General features: G+C 47.1%; 18 protein-coding genes. 10 read left to right on the forward strand and 8 right to left on the reverse strand.

Going from position 1 to position 21,679, the window contains the following annotated elements; translation table 11 throughout:
* Positions 1-87: 87 nt before the first annotated feature.
* The 4 genes from yidC to rpmH form a co-directional block, all read right to left on the reverse strand.
* Positions 88-1,749 carry a membrane protein insertase YidC gene (gene yidC, locus HMPREF3144_RS09210; protein WP_070477573.1) on the reverse strand — a complete coding sequence of 554 codons (1,662 nt, stop codon included), beginning with the start codon at positions 1,747-1,749 and terminating at the stop codon, positions 88-90.
* Between the two features lie 115 nt (positions 1,750-1,864).
* The gene (gene yidD / locus HMPREF3144_RS09215; protein WP_048767342.1) at positions 1,865-2,095 is read right to left on the reverse strand and encodes a membrane protein insertion efficiency factor YidD; all 231 of its coding nucleotides are present in this window, start codon (positions 2,093-2,095) and stop codon (positions 1,865-1,867) included.
* A gap of 12 nt (positions 2,096-2,107) precedes the next feature.
* A complete protein-coding gene (gene rnpA, locus HMPREF3144_RS09220; protein WP_036559796.1) occupies positions 2,108-2,470 on the reverse strand; it encodes a ribonuclease P protein component in 363 nt (120 codons plus the stop codon).
* Between the two features lie 101 nt (positions 2,471-2,571).
* Positions 2,572-2,706: a 50S ribosomal protein L34 gene (gene rpmH / locus HMPREF3144_RS09225; protein WP_018027072.1), complete on the reverse strand. Its 135-nt coding sequence runs from the start codon at positions 2,704-2,706 to the stop codon at positions 2,572-2,574.
* Between the two features lie 323 nt (positions 2,707-3,029).
* Between rpmH and dnaA the strand changes: the two genes are divergently transcribed.
* Genes dnaA through gyrB form a run of 3 tightly spaced genes read left to right on the forward strand, consistent with a single transcriptional unit; the run spans position 3,030 to position 8,319 of the window.
* Positions 3,030-4,682 (forward strand): chromosomal replication initiator protein DnaA, encoded by a 1,653-nt coding sequence (gene dnaA / locus HMPREF3144_RS09230; protein WP_070477575.1) that lies wholly within the window; start codon positions 3,030-3,032, stop codon positions 4,680-4,682.
* A gap of 16 nt (positions 4,683-4,698) precedes the next feature.
* Entirely contained in the window at positions 4,699-5,853 is a 1,155-nt protein-coding gene (gene dnaN / locus HMPREF3144_RS09235; RefSeq protein WP_018027074.1) for a DNA polymerase III subunit beta, read from the forward strand.
* A 15-nt stretch (positions 5,854-5,868) separates the two neighbouring features.
* Positions 5,869-8,319: a DNA topoisomerase (ATP-hydrolyzing) subunit B gene (gene gyrB / locus HMPREF3144_RS09240; RefSeq protein ID WP_070477577.1), complete on the forward strand. Its 2,451-nt coding sequence runs from the start codon at positions 5,869-5,871 to the stop codon at positions 8,317-8,319.
* A 68-nt stretch (positions 8,320-8,387) separates the two neighbouring features.
* On the opposite strand, the gene ggt is transcribed toward gyrB, so the two are convergent.
* On the reverse strand, positions 8,388-10,187 hold the full coding sequence (gene ggt / locus HMPREF3144_RS09245; RefSeq protein WP_210394308.1) for a gamma-glutamyltransferase: 1,800 nt from the start codon (positions 10,185-10,187) through the stop codon (positions 8,388-8,390).
* A gap of 186 nt (positions 10,188-10,373) precedes the next feature.
* On the opposite strand from ggt, the gene HMPREF3144_RS09250 reads away from it, so the two are divergent.
* The 4 genes from HMPREF3144_RS09250 to HMPREF3144_RS09265 are packed head-to-tail and all read left to right on the forward strand — an operon-like array spanning position 10,374 to position 14,163.
* Positions 10,374-11,105 (forward strand): metallophosphoesterase family protein, encoded by a 732-nt coding sequence (locus HMPREF3144_RS09250; protein WP_018027077.1) that lies wholly within the window; start codon positions 10,374-10,376, stop codon positions 11,103-11,105.
* Positions 11,106-11,148: 43 nt separating this feature from the next.
* A complete protein-coding gene (locus HMPREF3144_RS09255) occupies positions 11,149-11,355 on the forward strand; it encodes a heavy-metal-associated domain-containing protein (RefSeq protein WP_018027078.1) in 207 nt (68 codons plus the stop codon).
* Between the two features lie 20 nt (positions 11,356-11,375).
* A complete protein-coding gene (locus HMPREF3144_RS09260; protein ID WP_018027079.1) occupies positions 11,376-12,311 on the forward strand; it encodes a pseudouridine synthase in 936 nt (311 codons plus the stop codon).
* Positions 12,304-14,163 carry a UvrD-helicase domain-containing protein gene (locus tag HMPREF3144_RS09265; RefSeq protein ID WP_070477580.1) on the forward strand — a complete coding sequence of 620 codons (1,860 nt, stop codon included), beginning with the start codon at positions 12,304-12,306 and terminating at the stop codon, positions 14,161-14,163. The genes HMPREF3144_RS09260 and HMPREF3144_RS09265 overlap by 8 nt, the downstream gene beginning before the upstream one ends.
* A gap of 23 nt (positions 14,164-14,186) precedes the next feature.
* Here HMPREF3144_RS09265 and HMPREF3144_RS09270 read toward each other — a convergent pair whose 3' ends face one another.
* A complete protein-coding gene (locus HMPREF3144_RS09270; RefSeq protein ID WP_070477582.1) occupies positions 14,187-14,849 on the reverse strand; it encodes a hypothetical protein in 663 nt (220 codons plus the stop codon).
* Positions 14,850-14,968: 119 nt separating this feature from the next.
* Complete coding sequence (locus tag HMPREF3144_RS09275; RefSeq protein ID WP_018027082.1) at positions 14,969-15,742, reverse strand: ferredoxin--NADP reductase; 774 nt, start codon at positions 15,740-15,742, stop codon at positions 14,969-14,971.
* Positions 15,743-15,908: 166 nt separating this feature from the next.
* On the opposite strand from HMPREF3144_RS09275, the gene HMPREF3144_RS09280 reads away from it, so the two are divergent.
* The 3 genes from HMPREF3144_RS09280 to HMPREF3144_RS09290 all read left to right on the forward strand — a co-directional run bounded on the left by HMPREF3144_RS09280 (position 15,909) and on the right by HMPREF3144_RS09290 (position 20,587).
* Positions 15,909-17,120, forward strand: coding sequence for an ABC transporter substrate-binding protein (locus HMPREF3144_RS09280; RefSeq protein WP_048766718.1), 1,212 nt, complete (start codon positions 15,909-15,911; stop codon positions 17,118-17,120).
* 65 nt (positions 17,121-17,185) lie between these two features.
* A complete protein-coding gene (locus HMPREF3144_RS09285; RefSeq protein ID WP_070477584.1) occupies positions 17,186-19,900 on the forward strand; it encodes a branched-chain amino acid ABC transporter permease/ATP-binding protein in 2,715 nt (904 codons plus the stop codon).
* On the forward strand, positions 19,901-20,587 hold the full coding sequence (locus tag HMPREF3144_RS09290; RefSeq protein ID WP_018027085.1) for an ABC transporter ATP-binding protein: 687 nt from the start codon (positions 19,901-19,903) through the stop codon (positions 20,585-20,587).
* Positions 20,588-20,596: 9 nt separating this feature from the next.
* Here HMPREF3144_RS09290 and HMPREF3144_RS09295 read toward each other — a convergent pair whose 3' ends face one another.
* Positions 20,597-21,544: an NUDIX hydrolase gene (locus HMPREF3144_RS09295; RefSeq protein ID WP_070477586.1), complete on the reverse strand. Its 948-nt coding sequence runs from the start codon at positions 21,542-21,544 to the stop codon at positions 20,597-20,599.
* Positions 21,545-21,679: the final 135 nt, after the last annotated feature.

Below are 21,679 nucleotides of genomic sequence, written 5' to 3' on the forward strand. Positions count from 1 at the left end.
CTGTCGGGTTTGCCAACCTCGCTGGGCAAACATACAAAAAAGCCGAGAAATCCATTCTCGGCTTTTAAGTCACAGCATTAAGCGTAATTACATCTTACTATCGTTAGATGCCCGTGCTAAGCGGCGGGTAATATACTGCTGCTGCATGATGGAGAGGATGTTATTCACAACCCAGTAAAGTACTAGACCGGCTGGGAACATAAACATCATGGCACCGAAGACTAACGGCATAATCATCATGATACGCGCTTGCATTGGATCCGGTGGGGTAGGATTCAATTTAAACTGCAAGAACATGGTTGCTGTCATGATGGCCGGTAGGATAAAGTACGGATCGGCCACGGCTAAGTCCTGAATCCATAGAATCCATGGTGCACCACGTAGCTCCACACTGGCTAAAATCACGCGATAGAGGGTTAGGAAAATCGGGATCTGCAATAGTATGGGTAAGCAGCCGCCGAGGGGATTAATTTTTTCTGTACGGTATAGCTCCATCATGGCCTGATTGACTTTCTGACGATCGTCACCGTATTGTTCCTTAATGGCTTGCATGCGTGGACCGACATTTTTCATGCGGGCCATGGAGCGATAGCTTGCGGCTGACAGTGGGTACAGAATAATCTTGATGATAATGGTCAAGACTACAATTGTCCAACCCCAGTTACCGATAAAAGAATATAACCAGGTCATGAACTTAAACATGGGTTTGGCGATGATGGTTAGCCAACCGTAGTCAACCACTAAATCTAAGCCTGTACTAATTTCAGACAGCTGCTCTTGCGCTTGTGGGCCGACCCAAAGGACAGAATTGCTGCTTACTGTGGCCTCAGGCTGAATGGTGCCTAAAGGCTCAATTGCACTGATGGCGTAGAGATTACTAGCGATTTTACGTATATTGTAATGACGCTCTTTCCCTTCTTCAGGCACCCAAGCAGTCACAAAGAAGTGCTGAATAAAGCTAATCCAGCCGTCATTAGTGTGACTAGCATGGGACAGATTGTTTTTATCAATATCGGAAAAAGAGATTTTTTCGAAGCGATTTTGATCCGTGTACATGGCAAAACCGGAGAAGGTCTTATAGAAATAGGTACCGCCGGGTGCGTCATGATTATCACGGGTGATTTGTAAGTAGAGCGAAGGAGTTTGCGGTTCAGCGCTGATATTACTTACGCTGTCATTCACATCGATTTTAAAAGAACCGCGATGGAAAGTGTAGGTACGGGTCAGTTTTAAACCGTCGCTTTCAGCTTCAAACACAACCGCTAGGGTATCACCGCTCATCTCGGTCTCGTTGGAGACCATACGGAAAATGGTGTTTTGATTAGGGTAGTTTTTGCCTGCATCACCGATCAGGCCGCTCTGCACGGTGTACGTATTTTCACCGTTTTCCAATAGTACAAAATTATGTACAGCATCAGGATCTTCGGGGCGGCTCAGATACAGTTCAGCACCGACAATTTGCGCTCCCTTGGTATCAAAGGAGAGATTAAATAAATCGGTACGAACACTAATAATTTCCTGTCCAGCCGTTGTCGCGCTGTCAGCCATAGGCGTCAGCTGTTGAGTACCATTGGTACCGCTGGCAGAAGGAATGGGGGTAGGCGTTGCAAGATCGGGTTGACGAGCGTCCTGCAATTGTTGTTCAGTCGGTTGTGGAAGGGGTGGATTGCGATAGCTCATCCAGTTATTCCAAATCATGAACAAAGAAAATACAAAAATCATCCAAAGGATGGAGCGTCTAGTATCCATTAGTTATTTCTTGCTAAATCGATGGGAAAATGTGCTGTCAAACAACATAACAGTTTAACCCACATTAGTCCTTTGCTATTTATAAAAAGCGTGGTTGATGGAAAAGCCATAGCCTTTAGCTACCTTTTTTAGGGGGGACCGGATCGTGTCCGCCTTTAAAAAAACCATTGCAGCGCGCAATGCGTTTAGTCCCTAACCATAATCCCTTGCACACGCCATGCGTTTCAATTGCCTCAATCATATAGTTTGAGCAGCTCGGTGTAAAGCGACATGATTGGCCGATCCAAGGACTCAGAAAATATTGGTAGCAGCGAATCGGCAAGATAAACAGTTGTTTTAAGCGCATCACCGTCTCCTTCTATTTAGCTGAATCAAATAAGCTATCAAGCTCTTGGCGCGTGATTTTTTTCAATTCAGTCAAAGAACAAGCGGGAATTTTGCAATGCAGTCGAACCACATAGTCTCCGGGCGCAAGCTCGTGGCGACGCACTCGAAAGGATTCTCGAATGACGCGTTTTATGGCATTGCGACTGGCCGCCTTTGGCGCATGACGTTTGGCAATAACTAAACCTAGTCTGGCGCTGCTGTCGGGCGCAGAGTAGTGGATATATCGATTAAGCATAAAAAACGCCCCTCGACCAATTCGCTTACCCCGTAGGGCTTGAGTGAATTCGTTGGGGCGCAGTAGGCGCGCAGATTTAGGAAATTTGGCGCCACTCATCGCTTTTAGGACCTGTTATTGCAGAGATCTTGGAAGTACCGGAATAGCTATCTCACCAAGGGTGCGACAGGAAAACTGCTTAATCTGAGCTTGAGCTATGATTAAACAGCTAAGCGCTTACGACCTTTAGCGCGACGTGCATTAATCACAGCACGACCGCCTTTGGTTTTCATGCGAACACGGAAACCGTGAGTGCGTTTGCGACGAGTAACTGATGGTTGATAAGTACGTTTCATGTCAAAATTCCTTAATTTTTAATAATTAATTAGGTGAGGCAATTAATTTATTGGTCGCTACTTTTTTGCTTTATTTGTATGCCTGATATTAGAGCAATAAACTAATGACCTAAAAGCTAAATTAGTGAAAACTATAAATTATCGCTAAAAAAAGTAATAAAGTCAATCGACTACGCCATAATTATGACTTAAAAGCAGCAAATAGGTGGCGAATACCGTCTTGTTTTTTGATTTATCCACAATCTATCCACATTGTGGATAACTTTGTCTCGGCAGAGTAAAATAGTCTACTCTTTTTAATCATGCCTAGGGTGATTTGTTGTATGAGTGATTTTTGGTCGCATTGCTTTTCTGTGCTTGCTCAGGAGTACCCTGTTGAGCAAGTCAATGCGTGGATTGAACCGTTAGACTTCGAGTCTTTTGATGAGGCTTCGGGTGTGTTGACGCTGTCGGCACCTAATCCGATTAAGCAAAAGTGGGCCAGAGACTCTTATGCGGCACGTATTAAGGCAATTGCTGAGGCGTGGTATGAGCGTTCAGATATTCAGGTGGATATTTTATTAGCTGGTGCGCGTGCTGCACGTCCAGCAACTAGAGCGCCGGCGCCTACGCCATCCGCGGCGACGATTGCGGTGGAGTCTGCCACTGAGGCGGTTGCCGAGTCTACTGGTAAATCGACAAAATTACTTGAAGCGGTTGAGTTAGCGCGTCAAGCTGCCGCCTTGGCGCAAGCCAAAAAGCAGCAAGCGGCCGCTTCTGCCGATCGTGCTAGCGAGTCTGCACCTGATTTATCGGAGGTAATTGGAGCACTCAAGGAGTTGTATCCTGAGGCCGAGGGCGATAGCGCAACGGATGATGATATTACGATGCCCGCAGTGCGTATTGAGAGCCTGGATGAGGATGCCTTAGTTGCCGAGTTAAATTACCAAGACGCCTATGAAAAAACCAATTTATTAAAGGAATTAAGCTTTGATACCTTGGTTGAGGGCCGTTCTAATGCACTTGTGGTGACCGCCGCTAAAAAGATTGTGGATGATTATTCGGGTAATGAGTTGAGTTATAACCCTTTTTATATTTATGGCGCCACGGGTTTAGGTAAGACGCACGTGATGCATGCGATGGGCAATGCCATTTTAAAAAAGAAGCCCGGTTTACGGATTCGCTATATTCACGCCAATGAGTATTTTACGAGTATGGTGGATTCGATTAAGCGCAAGACCAATGATGCTTGGCAGCGTGATTATTTAAATTTGGATGTGTTATTAATTGATGATATCCAATTCTTTAGTGGTAAAGAGCGCACGCAATTAGAGTTCTTCCATATTTTTGAAAGAATGGTGCGGGATAATAAGCAGATTGTGATTACCTCGGATACGTATCCGCGGCAGTTGCAGGATATGAATCCGCGCTTAACCACGCGCTTTGATTCCGGTCTATCGGTTAGTGTGGAGCCGCCAGAGCTAGAGTTGCGGGTGGCGATTTTACATAAAAAGGCAGAGGACCATCGCGAATTTAGATTACTTGATGAGTCGGCATTTTTTATTGCTAAGCATGTGCGTAGTAATGTACGAGAGTTGGAAGGGGCCTTGACCAAGGTCATTGCTTATGCAGGGTTTTACGGTAATAAGGACTTAACCGTAGAAATTTGTCGCGGTGCCCTTAAAGATTTATTAAGTGCATCCATTGGACAGATTACAATTGAGAATATTCAGAAAACCGTTGCAGAATACTATAAAATCAAAGTATCCGATATGCAATCAAAGCGTCGTCAGCGCAATATCGTTGTACCACGTCATATTGCTATGTATTTAGCCAAGGAATTGACACAAAAGAGTCTTAACGAAATCGCTGATTATTTTGGTGGCAGGGATCATAGTACAGTGCTCAGTGCGGTCAATAAAATCAGCAAGGAAAGAATGAGTGATCAAGAGCTTAACCATCATTTACGCGTTTTAGAGCAATCACTAAAGGGATAATTACAAAGGGAAAGTCATGCAATTACTAAAGGCGAGTAGTGAAGTTTTAATCAAGCCGCTCAACACGGTGATAGGTATTGTTGAGCGTCGTAGCACGATGCCGATTTTAGCCAATATTTTAATTAAAAAAACTGGCAATCGCGTGGAGTTTACCACCACTGACTTAGAGGTAGAAATTACCACCACCGCCGATATTGGTGTGGGTGAGGAATCCGCTTTAGTGACGGTGTCGGCACGTAAGTTTTTGGAGGTGCTACGCACCTTACCGAGCGGTGGCATGGTGGATATTACGCTAGAGGATGCGAAGCTACAAATCGTATGTGGTCGCAGCCGTTTTAGCTTGCATACGATGCCAGGCGAGGACTTTCCGCAGGTGGATCAGCCCGAGAGCTGGCAACAGCCAGACAGCGCTGAGGCGATTCCAGATACCTTTGTATTACCTCAAAAAACGCTTAAACGCTTATTTAATATGGTGTCCTTTGCCATGGCTAAGCAGGACATTCGCTACTATTTAAATGGTATCCTGTTAGTGGTGGAGCCGGATAGCGTGCGTGCCGTGGCCACCGATGGTCACCGTTTGGCCCATCTGGCTGAGGCTATTGAGACCCCACTTACAGAGGAGCGACAATTGATTTTACCGGCCAAGACGGTGATTGAATTGCAGCGTTTATTAGATGAGTCTGATGAGCCGGTATCTATCAGTCTCAATAAGGGCGCTAAGCATTCACAAATTCGCTTTGCCTTTGGCGATGTGGTGTTGGTGTCTAAGCTTATCGAGGGTCGTTTCCCTGATTATAAACGCGTTATTCCGACCGATTACGAGCGTCATTTGACCATTAATCGCGAGGAGCTACAATCGAATCTTCAGCGTAGCCGTATTTTGGTGGCTAATGACCGTCTGCACGGAATTAAGCTAAGCTTTAATGACAATCAACTCAAGATTTTCGCTACCAACCAGGAGCAAGAGGAAGCGATTAATAGTTTAGCCATTGATTACAGCTACGAGCCGTTGGAAATTGGCTTCAATGTGAATTATTTACTCGATGCACTGTCCGTGATCAAGGATGAGGATATTATCGTATCGCTCAAGCCTATCTCGGGTTCATCAGTCATCATCAACTTAAAAAGCGACGATAACTTCAAATATGTCGTGATGCCATTGCGCATTTAATCAATCAGTAAAATTATGAGCGAAAACACAGAAAATATTCAATCCCAAGGCTATGGTGCCGGTAGTATTCAGGTCCTCAAAGGACTGGAGGCGGTGCGTAAACGTCCGGGGATGTATATCGGTGATACCTCCGACGGTACGGGTCTACATCATATGGTCTTTGAGGTCGTCGATAACTCAATTGACGAGGCCTTAGCTGGTTTTTGTGATGATATTGTTGTCACCATTCATACGGACGGTTCAATTTCTGTTGTGGATAATGGTCGCGGTATTCCGACGGATGTGATGCCAAGTGATGAGCATCAACGTAGTGCCGCTGAAATTGTGATGACCGAGCTGCACGCCGGTGGTAAGTTTGACCAAAACAGTTATAAGGTGTCTGGTGGCTTACATGGCGTGGGTGTGGCGTGTGTTAACGCGTTATCCGAGTGGTTGCGTTTAACCATTCGACGTGACGGCAAGGTGCATCAAATTGAATTTGCTAAGGGGGTGCCACAGGGTCCTTTAGAGGTGGTGGGTACCACGGACAAAACAGGCACCAAGGTGCAGTATTTAGCGGATGTGGGTATTTTCTCATCGATTGAGTATCACTGGGATATCCTCTCCAAGCGTTTACGTGAGCTGTCTTTTTTAAATAACGGGGTCAGTATTCGTCTAGTTGACGAGATTAACGGTCGCGAGGAGAATTTCGCCTACGCCGGTGGGGTGCAGGGTTTTGTGGAGTTTATTAACAAAAGCCGTAGCACCATTCACGATACGATTTTTTATAGCTCATCGGAGTCTGACGCTGGTGGGGTTAATGTCGGCGTGGATGTGGCGATGCAGTGGAATGACGGTTATAACGAGCAGGTGCTTTGTTTTACCAATAATATTCCACAGCGTGATGGTGGTTCACACCTGACCGGCTTGCGCGCTGCAATGACCCGCGTGATTAATAAATATATCGCTGATAATGACTTAGCTAAGCGCGCCAAGGTAGCCACTCAGGGTGAGGATATTCGCGAGGGTTTAGCGTGTGTCTTATCAGTCAAAGTACCTGAGCCAAAGTTTAGTAGTCAGACCAAAGACCGCTTAGTATCTAGTGAGGTGAGACCAGCGGTTGAGGAGGCGCTCAGCAAAAGTCTAGAGACCTGGTTACTAGAAAACCCGCAGGATGCACGTGCTATTTGTGAAAAGGTGGTGCAGGCGGCAACGGCGCGTGAAGCCGCTCGCCGTGCGCGTGAAGGTACCCGTCGCAAGGGCTTATTAGAGGGTGCCGGTTTACCGGGTAAATTAGCGGATTGTCAGGAACGGGATCCGGCTAAGTCCGAGCTTTATATCGTGGAGGGTGACTCGGCGGGTGGCTCGGCTAAGCAGGGCCGCGATCGTAAGTTCCAAGCGATTTTACCTCTCCGCGGTAAGGTCTTAAATGTGGAAAAGGCACGCTTTGATCGCTTAATCACAAGTGATCAAATTACGACCTTGATTACTGCCTTGGGCACCAGTATTGGTCCAGAGTTTGATATTTCCAAGTTACGCTATCATCGCATTATTATCATGACGGATGCGGACGTGGATGGTGCGCATATTCGAACCTTGTTATTGACCTTATTTTATCGCCAAATGCCAGAGTTAATTGAGCGCGGTTATGTGTATATTGCGCAGCCACCACTGTATAAGGTGAAGCTTGGCCGCGAGGAGCGTTATCTCAAGGATGAGGTGGAAGAGCTTGCCTTTATGGAGGAAGTGGCGCTGCGAGATGCGGCAATTATTCCTTATGAGGGGGCAGAGCCGATTGAGGGTGAGACGCTAAAGAACATGTTCGAGCTTTACAATGAAGTGGCGACGGTCACCGAGCGTTTGTCGCGTAACTACGATATGGATACCTTATCGGTGATTGCCGAGGGGGTAGCGATTGATTTAAGTAGTGAAGCGGCGGCTCAACGGAGTATGGATGATTTGGCTGAGGCACTGGTCGATCCAGCGCATCCACATTTGCTGAGCTTTAGTTTGGATTACGATCAGGAGTTGAATAAGCATCGTATTCTGGTGAATCGTAATCATCACGGCAATATCCGTGTGACTGTGTTGGACAGTGAGTTCGTGCAGAGTAAGGACTATGCTTTGTTAAAGCGTGCTGCCGAGACTTTCGCTGGTTTGATCGGCGAGCGTGCGGTGGTTTATCGGGGTGAGGGTGAACGTCGTCGTCAGGAGCGTATTCATGACTTCCGCGATGCGGTCAGATGGCTCACTGCTGAGGCCGAGCGTCAGGTCACTAAGCAGCGTTATAAGGGTCTGGGTGAGATGAACCCCGAGCAATTGTGGGAGACGACGATGAACCCTGAGGTACGTCGCTTACTACGTGTGCAGATCGAAGACGCCATCACGGCGGATATCGTCTTTAGCACTTTGATGGGCGATCAGGTGGAGCCTCGACGTGCCTTTATTGAGGAAAATGCGCTATTGGCGGCAAACTTAGACGTGTAGTTTAGGTGTAGGTTTCTCCAGGCAAATGGCTGAGTTTCTTAAGCGGAACTCAGCCATTTTTCAAATAATTAATAGCCTAAAGCGGCACCGTCCGGATTGCGTGGATCAGAATAACCGTACATGGTACCGTCAATGATCTGAATGGTCTGGGTGCGGCCCATGCTTGGTTTAATACTGACCTTATAGCCTGCGTCTTCGAGTAGTTGAACGGTATCCGGGCTAAAGCCTAGTTCAAGGCGTAACTCATCCGGTAACCATTGGTGATGGAAGCGCGGCGTGTTGGTGGCTGCGGCAGGATTCATGCCGAAATCGACGGCATTGATAATTTGCTGCAATACTGTGGTGATAATACGCGCACCACCGGGGCTGCCAGTAACTAACCAAGGCTTGCCATCTTTTAACACCATGGTTGGTGACATTGAAGACAGTGGACGTTTATTCGGCTCAATCGCATTGGCTTTACCGCCAATAAGGCCAAAGGCATTTGGTACGCCCGGTTTGGAGGAGAAGTCATCCATCTCGTTATTCATCAGAATACCGGTGTTGCCTGCCACGATCCCACTACCGAAGTTTAGGTTTAAAGTATAAGTCACCGCAACCGCATTACCCTCTTTATCAACCACTGAGTAATGAGTGGTTTGATCGCTTTCATAAGGTGTTAAGTCGCCTGGTTTGATTTCTTGAGCTGGGGTGATATTGCCTTTGAGGACGGTCTCAGCAATGCTTTTGGCATAGTCTTTGCTAGTTAATTGCTTAGTCGGTACCTTGACAAAATCACTGTCACCGAGGTATTCGGAACGATCGGCATAGGCACGCTTCATGGTTTCAGCAATTAAACTGATGGTTTTAGCGCTGTTAACACCGGATTCCTTAATGGGAATATGCTCTAAGGCATTTAGCATTTGTACGATATGAATACCGCCAGAGCTGGGTAGGGGCATGGAAACAATCTCATAACCGCGATAATCACCGCGTACCACCTCACGCTCAACTGCCTCGTAATTTGCTAAATCCTCTTTGGTGATTAAACCGTCATGGGCTTGTTGATCACGCACGATTTCATCGGCAATGGCACCCTTGTAAAAGGCATCAGCGCCTTCGTTGGCTATTAATTTTAGGCTGTTAGCGAGGTTCTTTTGTACTAGGGTGTCACCGGTAGTCAAAGGCTCCTCACCATTAAAAAAGATTGCTTTGGTCGTAGGCCATTTGCCTAGGTTGTCTTTTTCTACTTGCAATAGTTTAGCCATGGTTGGACTGACTTCATAGCCTTTTTCCGCCAGTTCGATGGCTGGCTGCATAACCTCGGCTAATGGCAGTGAGCCCCATTGCTCAAGCGCTTTTGTGAGGCCGGCCACGGTGCCGGGTACGCCAATGGCTTGGTGGGTGTACCATGATTTACGCGGGATAATTTCACCATGCTCATCCTGATACATGGTTTCTGAAGCGGCCGCCGGGGCCTTTTCGCGGAAATCCAAGGCGATGGTTTTGCCGCTTTTAGCATCGTGCACTAACATAAAACCGCCACCGCCAATATTACCGGCATTAGGTAGGCTAACGGCTAAAGAAAAACCGATCGCTACCGCGGCATCTACCGCATTACCCCCTTTTTTGAGTATCTCTAAACCGACTTGGCTGGCTAGATTTTGCTCGGTTGCCACCATACCATTCGTCGCTTCAATCGGATGAAAGACATTCATCTCATAATCATAATTATGGGTGGCGACGGCACTGGTGGGAGCGGTGATTTTAATATTTGCTTCACGCGCAAAGGCCGCCGAAGATAATGCTAAGCTTGTAGCTAATACACTTAGCAGTAGGGCTTTGCCGGGGCGCTTTGTATAAGGTGCTGAGGGCCAGAAATTGCTCATGCTGTCTCCTTTGATTTGAGTAAGTTATTAAATTAATGGTCCGATTTTAATGAGTTTTAAAGACTCGTTCAATGAGGGAAAAAGCGTATTTATCGATAGTCCTAGTGTGTTGGAAGCGCTCCTCCTCAAGCGATATCGATGAGATACGTTATACTTAAGGAATAGAATTGCCTGTGATTTAAATCTATGAAGCATCAAGTCTTGTTTTTCGGTGATCTCCATGGTGGTTTCGATCATTGCTTGCCGATTGTGGAGCAATATCGACCGCAGGCTATCGTGTTGCTTGGTGATTTAGAGTTGGCGGCACCGATGCAGGAAGTATTTCGTGAGGTGCGGCAATTGACCCAGGTCTGGTGGATTCCTGGTAATCATGACACGGACGAAGAGCAGTATTTTGATCATTTGTATCACTCTGAGATGGCCGACTTTAATCTTGATGGTCGTGTGGTGGAGTTGGCCGGTATTCGTATTGCGGGTCTAGGCGGTGTTTTTAGGGGTAAGATCTGGCATCCTGCCGCTGAGTGTTGGAACTACTTTTCGCCCGAGGATTATGTGAGGGATTGTCATCCACGTCAGCTTTGGCGAGGTGGCGTGTCTTTACGTAATCGCAGTTCAATTTTCCCCGAGACCTTTATGGCGCTACGTGCGCAAAAGGCAGATATTTTAGTAACGCATGAGGCGCCGTCCTGTAATCGCTTTGGTTTTGCGGTTATTGATCGCTTAGCTAGGCAGATGGGGGCCTGTGCGGTTTTTCATGGGCATCACCATGATAATTATGACTATAGCCCACATTTTGAGCGTTTAGGTTTTGAGGTCTATTCGGTGGGCTTGCGTGGGGTGACGGCTCTAGACGGCTCGGTGATCCGCCCCGGTGAGGAGGATGGTGTTAATGAGTCGAGGGTCGCTCGGATCGGGTAAAATCACACGCTGTATTGGTGATAATCGTTTTTAGGAGTTGAGGATGCAAGAGCAATTTATTCGGATTGATGGGATGAGCTGCAATCACTGCGTTAAGCATGTGAGTGAGTTGTTAGCTGCGCTTCCCGGCGTGGAGCATGTGGCGGTGAGTCTGGAAAAGGCGGGTGCCACTGTTCAGTCCACGGCTGCGCTGGACTTAGAGGTGGTCCGTACGGCGCTGGATGAGGCTGGCTTCGACTTAGTGGACTAAGCGCTCATTATTTTAATTTTATGAAAGCACCATTGGCCATGCGGGGTGGCGTGAATCCCAGTCGTTTATACTTACCGCGTGAGGGTCAATGGCCGGATTTGTTGAGCTTTTTGCTCGAGCGCTTTCCCTATATGCCGGCTGAGATCATAGAGGCACGTCTTGCCGCAGGTGAGATTGTTAATGCAGCCGGTGAACCTTATCATCGTCATAGTGCCTTTGTACCCGATAGCTGGCTCTGGTATTACCGTGAGGTACCGGATGAGGTTGAGGTGCCTTTTGAGCTGGATATTCTATATCAGGATAGGCACTTACTGGTGGTGGATAAGCCGCATTTTCTAGCCAGTATTCCCAGTGGTCGTTATTTGCATGAAACGGCCTTGTCGCGTTTACGTAAGCAATTGAATCGACCAGAGATTTCTCCCATTCACCGCTTAGATAGAGAAACGGCGGGGGTGCTTGTGTTTAGTTTAAGAGCAGAGGATCGTGGTGCCTATCAAAGTCTCTTTCAAGGTCGGCATGTGGAGAAGTACTATGAAGCCATTGCTCCAACCGTAGCGACCTTGAATTTTCCTGTCGTGCATCAAAGTCATATCACCAAAAGTCCGCAATACTTCACCATGATTGAGGTGGACAAAGCGCCTAATAGTGAGACTGTGATTGAGTTATTACAGCGTGGCGAGCGCTTCTCGCATTATGGTTTGAAGCCACTAAGTGGTAAAAAGCATCAACTGCGAGTGCATATGAATGCCCTGGGTATGCCAATTTGTCATGATAATTTTTATCCCGTACTGGCACCGGAGCGGGCGGCAGATGATTTTAGCAATCCGCTACAGCTTTTGGCGCGAGCGATTGGGTTTAGGGACCCGATCACGGGTGCAGCGCATTTTTTTGAAAGTCAGCGAAACTTAGATTTACTTGCGCTTATCCATGAAAGGCAAGATGTGAACCATGAGTGATGTATCCTTTTTCGTACAGCAAAATAAGCGCGCCATCCTAATTGAAGGTGTTGCTGGCAGTGGTAAATCCACCTTACTGGCTAAGCAGATGCTGTTGCATCGAGATGAAGTCGGTAAGCGTTTGATGCTGAGCTTTAGTCGCACTGGGGCTGAGGTGCTGAGAGAGTATACCGCTCAGATGGGTTTAGTGCTAAACGATGAGAATAAGATTAGCACGATTGATGCCTTAGCCATGGAGGCCTTGCATGAACTGGGCGATGAGCGTAGCTTACTCAGTTCGTATGAGGTGGTGGAGCGGATTTTGCCAGATTTGGTCGAAGCGGTCTGCGATGAGTTTGAGGTGATGGACTTTTATGCGCCTCAATTAAGTGAGCAAGATATGTGGTTGCTGTTAGAGGACTTGGATTATTTTCGGGCCAGTCTGGCATACAAAGCGAGTACCTTTGAAGAGCAGCAGGAGATTTGCGGGGATCGACTGAATTTTGATTTGCGTTTGGTTGCCGCTTGCTTTGAGCGTTATGAGGAATTGCGTTGGACTTGGTATCGTCGAAGTGAGGTGAGCTTAAGCGGTTATAGAGAGCGGGAAGGCTTTAGGCGAGCGTCTGAAGCGGTCAGTGATTTATATCATCATGATTACTTTGAGCAGAGTAAGACTTTGCGTGCTTATCGCTTTATTTTTATCGATGAGTTTCATGATGTCTCGCCCTTACAGCTAGCATTTATTCAAAGCATGATTGGCAGTGATAGCTTTGTGATGGCGGTTGGTGATCGCGCTCAAAACGTCTTTGCTTGGCGTGGTGCAGATACGGAGCTGGTCTTTAATCAGTTTGTCGAGACGTATCAAGCCGGGGTGGTGACACAATATTTTAGTTATCGTTTTGATCAGGGCATTGCTGATTTGGCGTCCAAAGCGAGCGGCAAGCGTATTGAGGCAGCCGCTAAGCCAGCAGTTCAGATAGACTATCGGGCGAAGCATGTTTTTCCGGAGTTGTTAAGTAAGCCACGTAACCGGGTCGCATTAATTGCACAAAATCAACTGCAATTGATGAAAGCAGCTTGGCAAATTTGGATGCATACGCGTGGTGCTTATCGCTTCAGTTATCGTTTGTCGCAACTGCATGTGGTGAGTTTGGTAAATGTGCTGTATGCCTTAAAGACTGCGGAGTCTCCTTTGCGCGCAGTGCTTAGTGAGCAAGCAGAGAGTGCGTTTGAGCCAGGGTTTAATCTAGCAGCAGCACCACAGATTGCAATGAGTGCTGCAAAAAAAGCATTTTCCTATGATGTGAAGCGTTTTTATCAAGGCGCGTACTGTTTGCTTAGTGCGGAGGCCAAGGCTGAGGTTATTAAGGCTGCGGATCCGAAGAGTTTTCAAAGTTATACATTCATGCATTTATCACGTAGTGAGGGGGATCCAGTTTTTAGTGAGGCCATGATCATGGCCCTAAGAGGCATTTTAAAAAGTAGTATGCAGCAGCCGCTAGCGCCATTATTAAATGACTTTGCTGAGCAAGCGGGATTATTTAGAATGATTGAATCGGCAGGCCTCTCGTCGGAATATCATTTTAGTTCGTGGCAAATCTTATTGCGCATCCTTCATTCCTTAGGCACGAGTTTTGAGACGTGGCCGCAGATCAGTCAATCCCTATACCGCGCTTGGAATGATCGTTCTGGTTTGCAATGCTTGACCGTGGCGCAAGCCAAGGGTAAAGAGTTTGAACATGTGGTGCTGTATAGTGCGGATGAACATAGCTTTTTACCTAGAAAAGCCGGCGTAGAGAGTGCACAAAATGAGTTCTATGTGGGTTTAACTCGGGTGAAAAAGCATTTACAGTTTTGGCAAAGCTATTTTTAGCGCATAAAAAAATGGCAAGGTATTTAATTACTTTGCTGTTTGAAATAATCCGCCGGCATCATATCCTGCATAATGTAGTCCGCTAATACCTGATCGCAGCCGCTATTAAAGGCTAATTGCGCAAGTACGGTATGACCATCTAAAGGATTGACAGCGGTGACGCTTTCAAAGGAGCTCAGGCGTAGCTTTAAATGTTGTCTTAGCCGCTCTGCAAAATCTTCATAAATATTAGGAAGACTCAGGCTGAGTTCACAATGTTGAGGCGATGATTCTGTTGCTGTGCTTTGCGTCTCGAAGGCGTGATTATGCTTAAGAAATGGCTCCCTCACATGGTCGGGATATAGCTCATATAACAAAAAATAATTAAAGACGGTAGGACATTTTTTCTCAAATCCGAAGCTCACTGCATGGTCGTAGATGCCCTTGCGCGAGCCACCTATCGCCTCGCTAGGGAGCGGGAAAAATAAGATGCTTTGCCAAGTGAGGTAGTTAACTTTAGAGTTATTGTCACCGGTCTCATTAACTAAAATAGGAATTTCAATCTCACAAAGTGCTTCATAGGGCTGATATAGTGATTCATCCCAACGATCCGCTTGTGTTTGAAGTGGAAAATAACGATAAGCAAAGAAAGCCGCAGTAAGTAATAGCACAAACAGCAAGAAAATAACAATACGCTTCGTCTTCATCGTAATTAGCCGTAGAATGTGTTCTTTCTATAAGTAGCCTATTAGACTCTTGGAAAGCTATTTTTAGCGCATAAAAAAATGGCAAGGTATTTACTGCTACCTTGCCATGTCTTTGCAAATTACTGCTCAGCAAATGCTCGCTCAATCACGAAATCGCCGGGTGTTGAGGTATTACCCTCAACAAAGCCACGTGCTTCAACCATGGCTTTAAGATCACGTAACATATCCGGGCTACCGCAAATCATCACGCGGTCTTCTGCTGGGTTAAGCGGTGGTACGCCTAAATCCTCAAATAACTTGCCCGTTTCAATATGCTGGGTGATGCGACCGCGGTTAACAAAATCCTCGCGCGTCACTGTCGGGTAGTATTTAAGCTGATTAGTGACCATTTCACCTAAATACTCATGATTTTTGAGATCCTTAGTGAATAAATCGTAATAGGCTAATTCAGCCACAGTACGTACGCCGTGTACTAAGATCACCTCATCGTATTTTTCATAGGTCTCAGGGTCACGCGTAATACTCAAGAACGGCGCTAAACCAGTACCAGTAGACAGTAGATATAGGCGCTTACCAGGTAGTAAATAATCGAGCACTAGGGTGCCGGTAGGCTTACGGCCGATGATAATACTATCGCCGACCTTGATATGCTGTAAGCGAGAGGTTAATGGACCATTAGGCACTTTAATACTTAAAAACTCTAAGTGATCCTCGTAATTCGCACTAGCCACACTATAGGCACGTAAAAGAGGTTTGCCATCAACCGGTAAACCAATCATAATAAAATGACCATTTTTAAAACGTAGCGCCTCATCACGGGTGGTGGTAAAGCTGAATAAGGTATCGGTCCAATGGTGAACGCTAAGTACCTTACCTTCTAAAAAAGCTGACATATTGTGAATTCCGTATTGTGAAGATTATGCTTTATTAAAAACAATGGACTTAATTGATAGCTGCCAGTGTTTAAAATAAATACAGTAATCTATAGATTAGTTCTTTATAATACAATCTTGGTTTTAAACGTTTAGATTTTAAATCATTTATTAGAGGTAGTAAACGATGGCCCGTCTCTCAAATTTATTTAAAGGCGCCGTACTCAGTCTTTTTTTGTTCAATGCACCGATGGCTGTTGCTAAGGAGGTTATTCGGGTTGGTGAGATTAATAGTTATAAAACCATTCCCTCCTTTTTAGAGCCCTATAAAAAGGGCATTGAGTTGGCCGTGCATGAGGTGAATGCAGCGGGTGGTTTGCTTGGCGGTAAGCAGTTGGAAGTGATTATCCGTGATGATGGTGGTAGTCCTGGTGCCGCCGTGCGCGAAGCACAAAATCTCTTAAGTCGTGATCGGGTCGATCTGTTGTCAGGCAGCTTTTTATCACATATCGCCTTAGCTTTAGCTGATTTTGCACGGCAGCGTCAGGTTTTCTTTCTGGCAGGTGAGCCCTTAAGCGATAAAATGACCTGGGGTAATGGCAATCGTTATACCTTCCGCTTACGTGATTCCACCTACATGAAAACGCGCATGTTAGTACCCACAGCCTTGGAGTTTAAGAAAAAGCGTTGGGCTCTGATTTATCCTAACTACGAATATGGCCAGTCAGCGATCGAGACCTTTAAGGCCGAGATGCGTAAGCATCAGCCCGATATTGAGTTTGTCTTAGAACAGGCCGTGCCTTTAAATAAAATTGATGCCGGTAGTGTGGTTCAAGCTCTAGCGGATTCCGGCGCTGAGGCGCTCTTTAACGTGCTTTTTAGTACGGATTTGACGAAGTTTGTGCGTGCCGGTCAAACGCGCAAGGTATTTGATAATCTGCCCACCGTCAGTATGCTGAGTGGGGAGCCCGAGTATTTAGATACCTTGGGCAAGGATACGCCAGTGGGTTGGTTTGTCACAGGTTACCCGTGGTATGCCATTGATACCCCCGAGCATGATGCCTTTTTAAAAGCGTATCAGGCGCGATTCAATGACTATCCTCGTTTGGGTTCTATCGTCGGTTATATGATGGTGCAATCGCTTGCTGCCGGTATTGAAAAGGCTGGCTCCACCGAGACCGAGGACTTAATTGCTGCTTTCAAAGGGCTTGAGCATATGTCACCGCTCGGGCCAATTTATTATCGACCGCAGGATCATCAATCGACCATGGGCGCTTATGTGGGTACCTTGGATGTCAAGGACGGTGTAGGCGTGATGACGAATATTCAGTATGTAGACGGCAAGGATGTGCAACCTACGGATGAAGAGGTCGCCGAATTACGTCCCACACGCGATTAGTTAATGTGACTAAGTCGGCCTCAGGTAATTAGCAACAGAGGCCGATTTTATTTTAGAAGTGCATCATGGAAGCGTTATTAATTCAGCTGCTTAACGGTTTAGCGAGTACCTCCAGCCTCTTTTTAGCAGCCTTAGGTCTGACCATTATTTTCGGTGTTTGCCGTGTGGTGAACTTTGCCCACGGCTCTTTTTATATGTTGGGACTGTATCTTGCTTACAGTTTTAGCATGCGTTGGGGCACCGAGTCGGTATTGGGTTTTTGGGGCAGTATTGTTGTCGCAGCTGTGATTGTGGCGGTCTTGGCTGCACTCATTGAGATATTGGTATTGCGTCGTATTTATAAGGCGCCAGAGCTGTTTCAATTATTAGCGACCTTTGCCATTTTATTGATTATCAGTGATGTTGTGCTGTGGCAATGGGGGCCAGAGGATTTACTTGGTCCTAAAGCGCCTGGGCTAGAGGGGGCGATAAGCATATTAAATCGTTCCTTTCCCGAATACGATGTATTGTTAATTTTGTTGGGGCCAGCGATTTTGTTGGCAGTCTGGGCCTTATTGCGCTTCACACGTTTTGGTCTGTATGTGCGGGCCGCTACCCATGATCGGGAGATGTTAGCTGCGCTGGGGGTTAATCAAGCGTGGCTCTTTACCGCGGTATTTGCCTTGGGTAGTTTTATTGCTGCCCTGGCCGCGGGATTGGAATTACCGCGTGAGCCGGCGAGTTTAAGCATTGATTTAAATTTAATCGGCGATGTGTTTGCGGTGGTGGTGATTGGTGGCATGGGTTCAATACCGGGCGCCTTTTTAGCCGCCTTATTGATATCTGAAATTAAGGCAATTTGTATCTTCTTAGGTTCCCAGACACTGTTTGGTGTGACGGTAGAGTTTAGTCAACTGACCTTAGTGATGCAGTTTGTGTTGATGGCCTTGGTGCTGATTTTCCGACCTTGGGGGCTACTCGGTAAGCCACAACAAAGTCTGCCGCGTGCCTTACATAGTGAGCCACCGCTGAATCCAGGTTCTACCCTATATCGGCTTGGCGCTTTAGCAATGTTTGTGCTGTTGGCTACTTTCCCTTCCTTGGCACAGCAATGGCCGTATTTAATGCTGATTATGCAAGACGGCTTAATTATGATGCTGTTTGCCAGTAGTTTATATTTTATTGCCGGGCCAGCAGGTATGGTGTCGTTCGGACATGCGGCCTACTTTGGTGTGGGGGCGTATACGGCGGCGCTGTTAGTGACGCAACTCGCTTGGCCAATGTGGTTAGTGATGTTGCTCGCACCCTTGGGCGGACTGGTGGCGGCGATGGTTTTCGGTTGGTTTAGTGTACGCTTAACAGGTATTTATATGGCCATGCTGACCTTGGCCTTTGCGCAGTTTATTTGGTCGGTCATTTTCCAATGGGATGGTTTTACCGGTGGCTCCAATGGGCTGATCGGAATTTGGCCAGAAGGGGTATTGGCTGAGCCACGTTATTACTACTACTTTAGCTTGGTGGTGGTGGCGATTTCCTTACTGCTGATTCGGCGCTTGATTTTTACGCCCTTTGGCTATGCCATGCGTGCTAGTAGAGATGCGCCGCTACGGGCGCAGGCGATCGGTATTCCGATTAAGCGAGTGCAATGGCAGGCTTTTATTGTGGCGGGCTTTTTTGCTGGTATCAGTGGGGTGTTATTTGTTTATGCCAAAGGGAGTATCTCGCCGGATGAGCTGAGTGTGGGGCGCTCGGTTGACGGCTTGGTGATGGTTTTATTAGGCGGGATTCAGGCCATTAGTGGTCCGGTCGTCGGTGCTGTGAGTTATGTGGTGTTGCATGACTGGGTCAGTTTATTTAGCGAGTACTGGAAGGCCTTATTAGGGGTCATTATCTTATTTTTGGTGTTGCTATTACCCGGCGGTTTGGTGAGTATTAAACATCGCTTCAGCTTTGTGCCTAAGCGCACGGCGCCACCTGGATCTCAGCCCTTACAGTCAGTGGCGACAAGTGGCAGTGAGGTGCTAGAGGCGACGGTTCCAAGTAGCGAGCGTGCTGTGACTGGAGAGGTGATTCTGCAGGTCAAGGATATTGCCAAGCGTTATGGTGCGTTTTGGGCGGTAAACGATACCTCCTTTGATATTAAGCGCGGTGAAATGCTCGCCTTAATTGGTCCTAATGGCGCCGGTAAATCGACGATTTTTAATATGGTGGGTGGTCAGTTAGTGCCGAGTAGTGGTGAGATTTATTTTAAAGGGCAGTCACTTAAGGGCTTAGATGCAGCCGCTATCTGGTCTAAAGGCATTGGTCGGACCTTTCAAATTGCGACCGTGTTTCATTCGATGAGCGTCTTGGAAAATATGCAGGTTGCCTTAAATCAAGCGCGCCGTCAGGGTGTTAGCAGTCCTGAGGCTGAAGACATGCTCGCTCAGGTGGGGCTGGAGCATGTCGCCCATCGTTTAGCCAGTGAGTTAGCTTATGGTGATGTGAAGCGTCTGGAATTGGGCATGGCATTAGCGCATCAACCGGCACTGTTGTTGATGGATGAACCAACGGCGGGAATGGCGCCCGGCGAGCGTCATTTGCTGATGCGCTTAGTCAAATCCCACTCCTTGCAGCGACACATGGCGGTCTTATTTACCGAGCACAGTGTGGATGTGGTTTTTAACTATGCCGATCGCATCTTAGTCTTGGCTGAAGGGCGTTTAATTGCCGAAGGAACGGCAGCTGACATTGCTGAAAATGAGCAAGTACGTGCCGTGTATTTAGGTCAGCGTGTGCTGTCAACAGAGGCGGGGGTTTAAATGCAAAGTTCAGCTAGCTTATTGAGCGTTAAGCAGCTTTCTGCTTGGTATGGTCGTGCTAGAGCGCTGTTTGATCTGAATTTAGAGCTAAAAAAAGGTGAGGTGGTGGCATTGATGGGCGTCAATGGGGCGGGTAAATCTACCACGCTCAAAGCCATTATGAATCTACTGGATCATAAAGCGGGTCAGGTGCTGTTTAATGGTCAGGATATTAGCAAATTGCCAGTCTATAAAATCGCCCGTGCCGGCTTAGGTTTTGTACCAGAGGATCGGCGTATATTTACTGAATTGACGGTTAAGGAAAATCTACAGACTGGGCGTCAGCCTGCGCGTTATTGGCCTGACGGTGAGCCAGTGTATTATTGGAACGAAGAGGCTATATATCAGTTTTTTCCAAATCTTGGCAAGATGATTGACCGCCCGGGCGGTAAGATGAGTGGGGGCGAACAACAAATGTTGAGTGTGGCCCGCAGTTTGATGGGTAATCCCTTGATGTTGCTATTGGATGAGCCCTCTGAGGGGGTAGCACCGGTGATCGTTGATCAAATGATTGAGATGATTATGCAGCTAAAGCAAAAGGGCATCAGCATGTTGATTTCTGAACAAAACCACCATCTGGCTAAGCAGGTTGCCGATCGTTATTACACCCTGAGCATGGGTGAGATTGTTGATGCAGGGCGGATGTAGTACAAATCGCTAGCGGCTGAGAGGGAGCTTGTTGCCGGATAAAATGCTTTCTAAGAGCACGGTATCTTTGAAGCGATAGCGTTGAGCGGGGCGACCGCGACCCAGCACAATGCTTTGGCCGGTGGCTTCTAGTAGCTCCTGATGCTGTATTAGGCGGCGGAAGTTTTGCTTATGCAGCTCCATACCTGCTAGCGTCTCGATGCATTCTTGCAGTTGCAACAGGGTAAACTCCCGTGGCATTAATTCAAAGATCACCGGTCGATACTTGATTTTAGCGCGTAGACGGGAGATGGCGGTGGCCAAGACGCGCCGGTGGTCATGCTTCATAAACCGGCCGACCGATGCGGCAGCGAGCGACTGCTCTCGGTAGGGGGACTCCGGTATTAGGCCCACTTCATACATTAACTCGTAGCGAGATAACACCTGCTCATCTAACCACGCATTGCCATTTAAGCCCCAACACATGGCAACTCGAGCTTGACGTTGCTGTCTGTTCTGCTCATCTGTTGCAGCCTCAATCCATGTCTGAAAGCGAGGGATAAACAGCTCATCAATCATGGCAGGTCGGCCTTGGCGATGGTCCTCCCATGGGAAGTAAAGATACCAATCAAGCCACTTGGCTTGGCTTTGTAGCAAGGACTCCGCTGCTTCACGTACCAGTCCTAAATAGCTGATATAAATTACCGGATGACCAGAAGCACGGCTACGCGTGGTATCGACAAAGGTGTAAAGCTGCTCCACGTAGCCCATGGGTTGTCGTGTCTGCTCCTGCACCCACGCTCTAACACCACTTTGCAAGGAGCGATGTACTGGCGTAAAGGGACCATAGGGCAAGGCGCAACCACTATCGACGGTAAGTACCCTCGCACTTAACTCAGTGACTGCCACTAAGACTGCCACCACTTCCGCTACCCCTTCAGGGGTATTTGCCGTAGAAAAATCAGTTCCGGATTCCATCAGTCCTTCCTTTAGAGATGTTGATTAGTTTAACAGAAGGGCTTTGGGGCAAATGCTTGGAAAAATACACAAAAATAAATAAGGCTTTGCATATTATGCTCAAATTGAGCATAATATGTGGCTAGTGATGATATT

The sequence above is a fragment of the Oligella sp. HMSC05A10 genome (assembly GCF_001808335.1).
In the GTDB taxonomy this organism is placed as follows: domain Bacteria; phylum Pseudomonadota; class Gammaproteobacteria; order Burkholderiales; family Burkholderiaceae_B; genus Oligella; species Oligella urethralis.

Coding starts and splice junctions, on each gene's coding strand:
- HMPREF3144_RS09280 (WP_048766718.1), top strand. CDS start 15,909: ATGGCCCGTCTCTCAAATTTATTTAAAGGCGCCGTACTCAGTCTTTTT.
- dnaA (WP_070477575.1), top strand. CDS start 3,030: ATGAGTGATTTTTGGTCGCATTGCTTTTCTGTGCTTGCTCAGGAGTAC.
- yidD (WP_048767342.1), bottom strand. CDS start 2,095: ATGCGCTTAAAACAACTGTTTATCTTGCCGATTCGCTGCTACCAATAT.
- rpmH (WP_018027072.1), bottom strand. CDS start 2,706: ATGAAACGTACTTATCAACCATCAGTTACTCGTCGCAAACGCACTCAC.
- HMPREF3144_RS09275 (WP_018027082.1), bottom strand. CDS start 15,742: ATGTCAGCTTTTTTAGAAGGTAAGGTACTTAGCGTTCACCATTGGACC.
- HMPREF3144_RS09260 (WP_018027079.1), top strand. CDS start 11,376: ATGAAAGCACCATTGGCCATGCGGGGTGGCGTGAATCCCAGTCGTTTA.
- gyrB (WP_070477577.1), top strand. CDS start 5,869: ATGAGCGAAAACACAGAAAATATTCAATCCCAAGGCTATGGTGCCGGT.
- HMPREF3144_RS09270 (WP_070477582.1), bottom strand. CDS start 14,849: ATGAAGACGAAGCGTATTGTTATTTTCTTGCTGTTTGTGCTATTACTT.
- HMPREF3144_RS09295 (WP_070477586.1), bottom strand. CDS start 21,544: ATGGAATCCGGAACTGATTTTTCTACGGCAAATACCCCTGAAGGGGTA.
- HMPREF3144_RS09255 (WP_018027078.1), top strand. CDS start 11,149: ATGCAAGAGCAATTTATTCGGATTGATGGGATGAGCTGCAATCACTGC.
- HMPREF3144_RS09265 (WP_070477580.1), top strand. CDS start 12,304: ATGAGTGATGTATCCTTTTTCGTACAGCAAAATAAGCGCGCCATCCTA.
- rnpA (WP_036559796.1), bottom strand. CDS start 2,470: ATGAGTGGCGCCAAATTTCCTAAATCTGCGCGCCTACTGCGCCCCAAC.
- ggt (WP_210394308.1), bottom strand. CDS start 10,187: ATGAGCAATTTCTGGCCCTCAGCACCTTATACAAAGCGCCCCGGCAAA.
- HMPREF3144_RS09285 (WP_070477584.1), top strand. CDS start 17,186: ATGGAAGCGTTATTAATTCAGCTGCTTAACGGTTTAGCGAGTACCTCC.
- yidC (WP_070477573.1), bottom strand. CDS start 1,749: ATGGATACTAGACGCTCCATCCTTTGGATGATTTTTGTATTTTCTTTG.
- dnaN (WP_018027074.1), top strand. CDS start 4,699: ATGCAATTACTAAAGGCGAGTAGTGAAGTTTTAATCAAGCCGCTCAAC.
- HMPREF3144_RS09290 (WP_018027085.1), top strand. CDS start 19,901: ATGCAAAGTTCAGCTAGCTTATTGAGCGTTAAGCAGCTTTCTGCTTGG.
- HMPREF3144_RS09250 (WP_018027077.1), top strand. CDS start 10,374: ATGAAGCATCAAGTCTTGTTTTTCGGTGATCTCCATGGTGGTTTCGAT.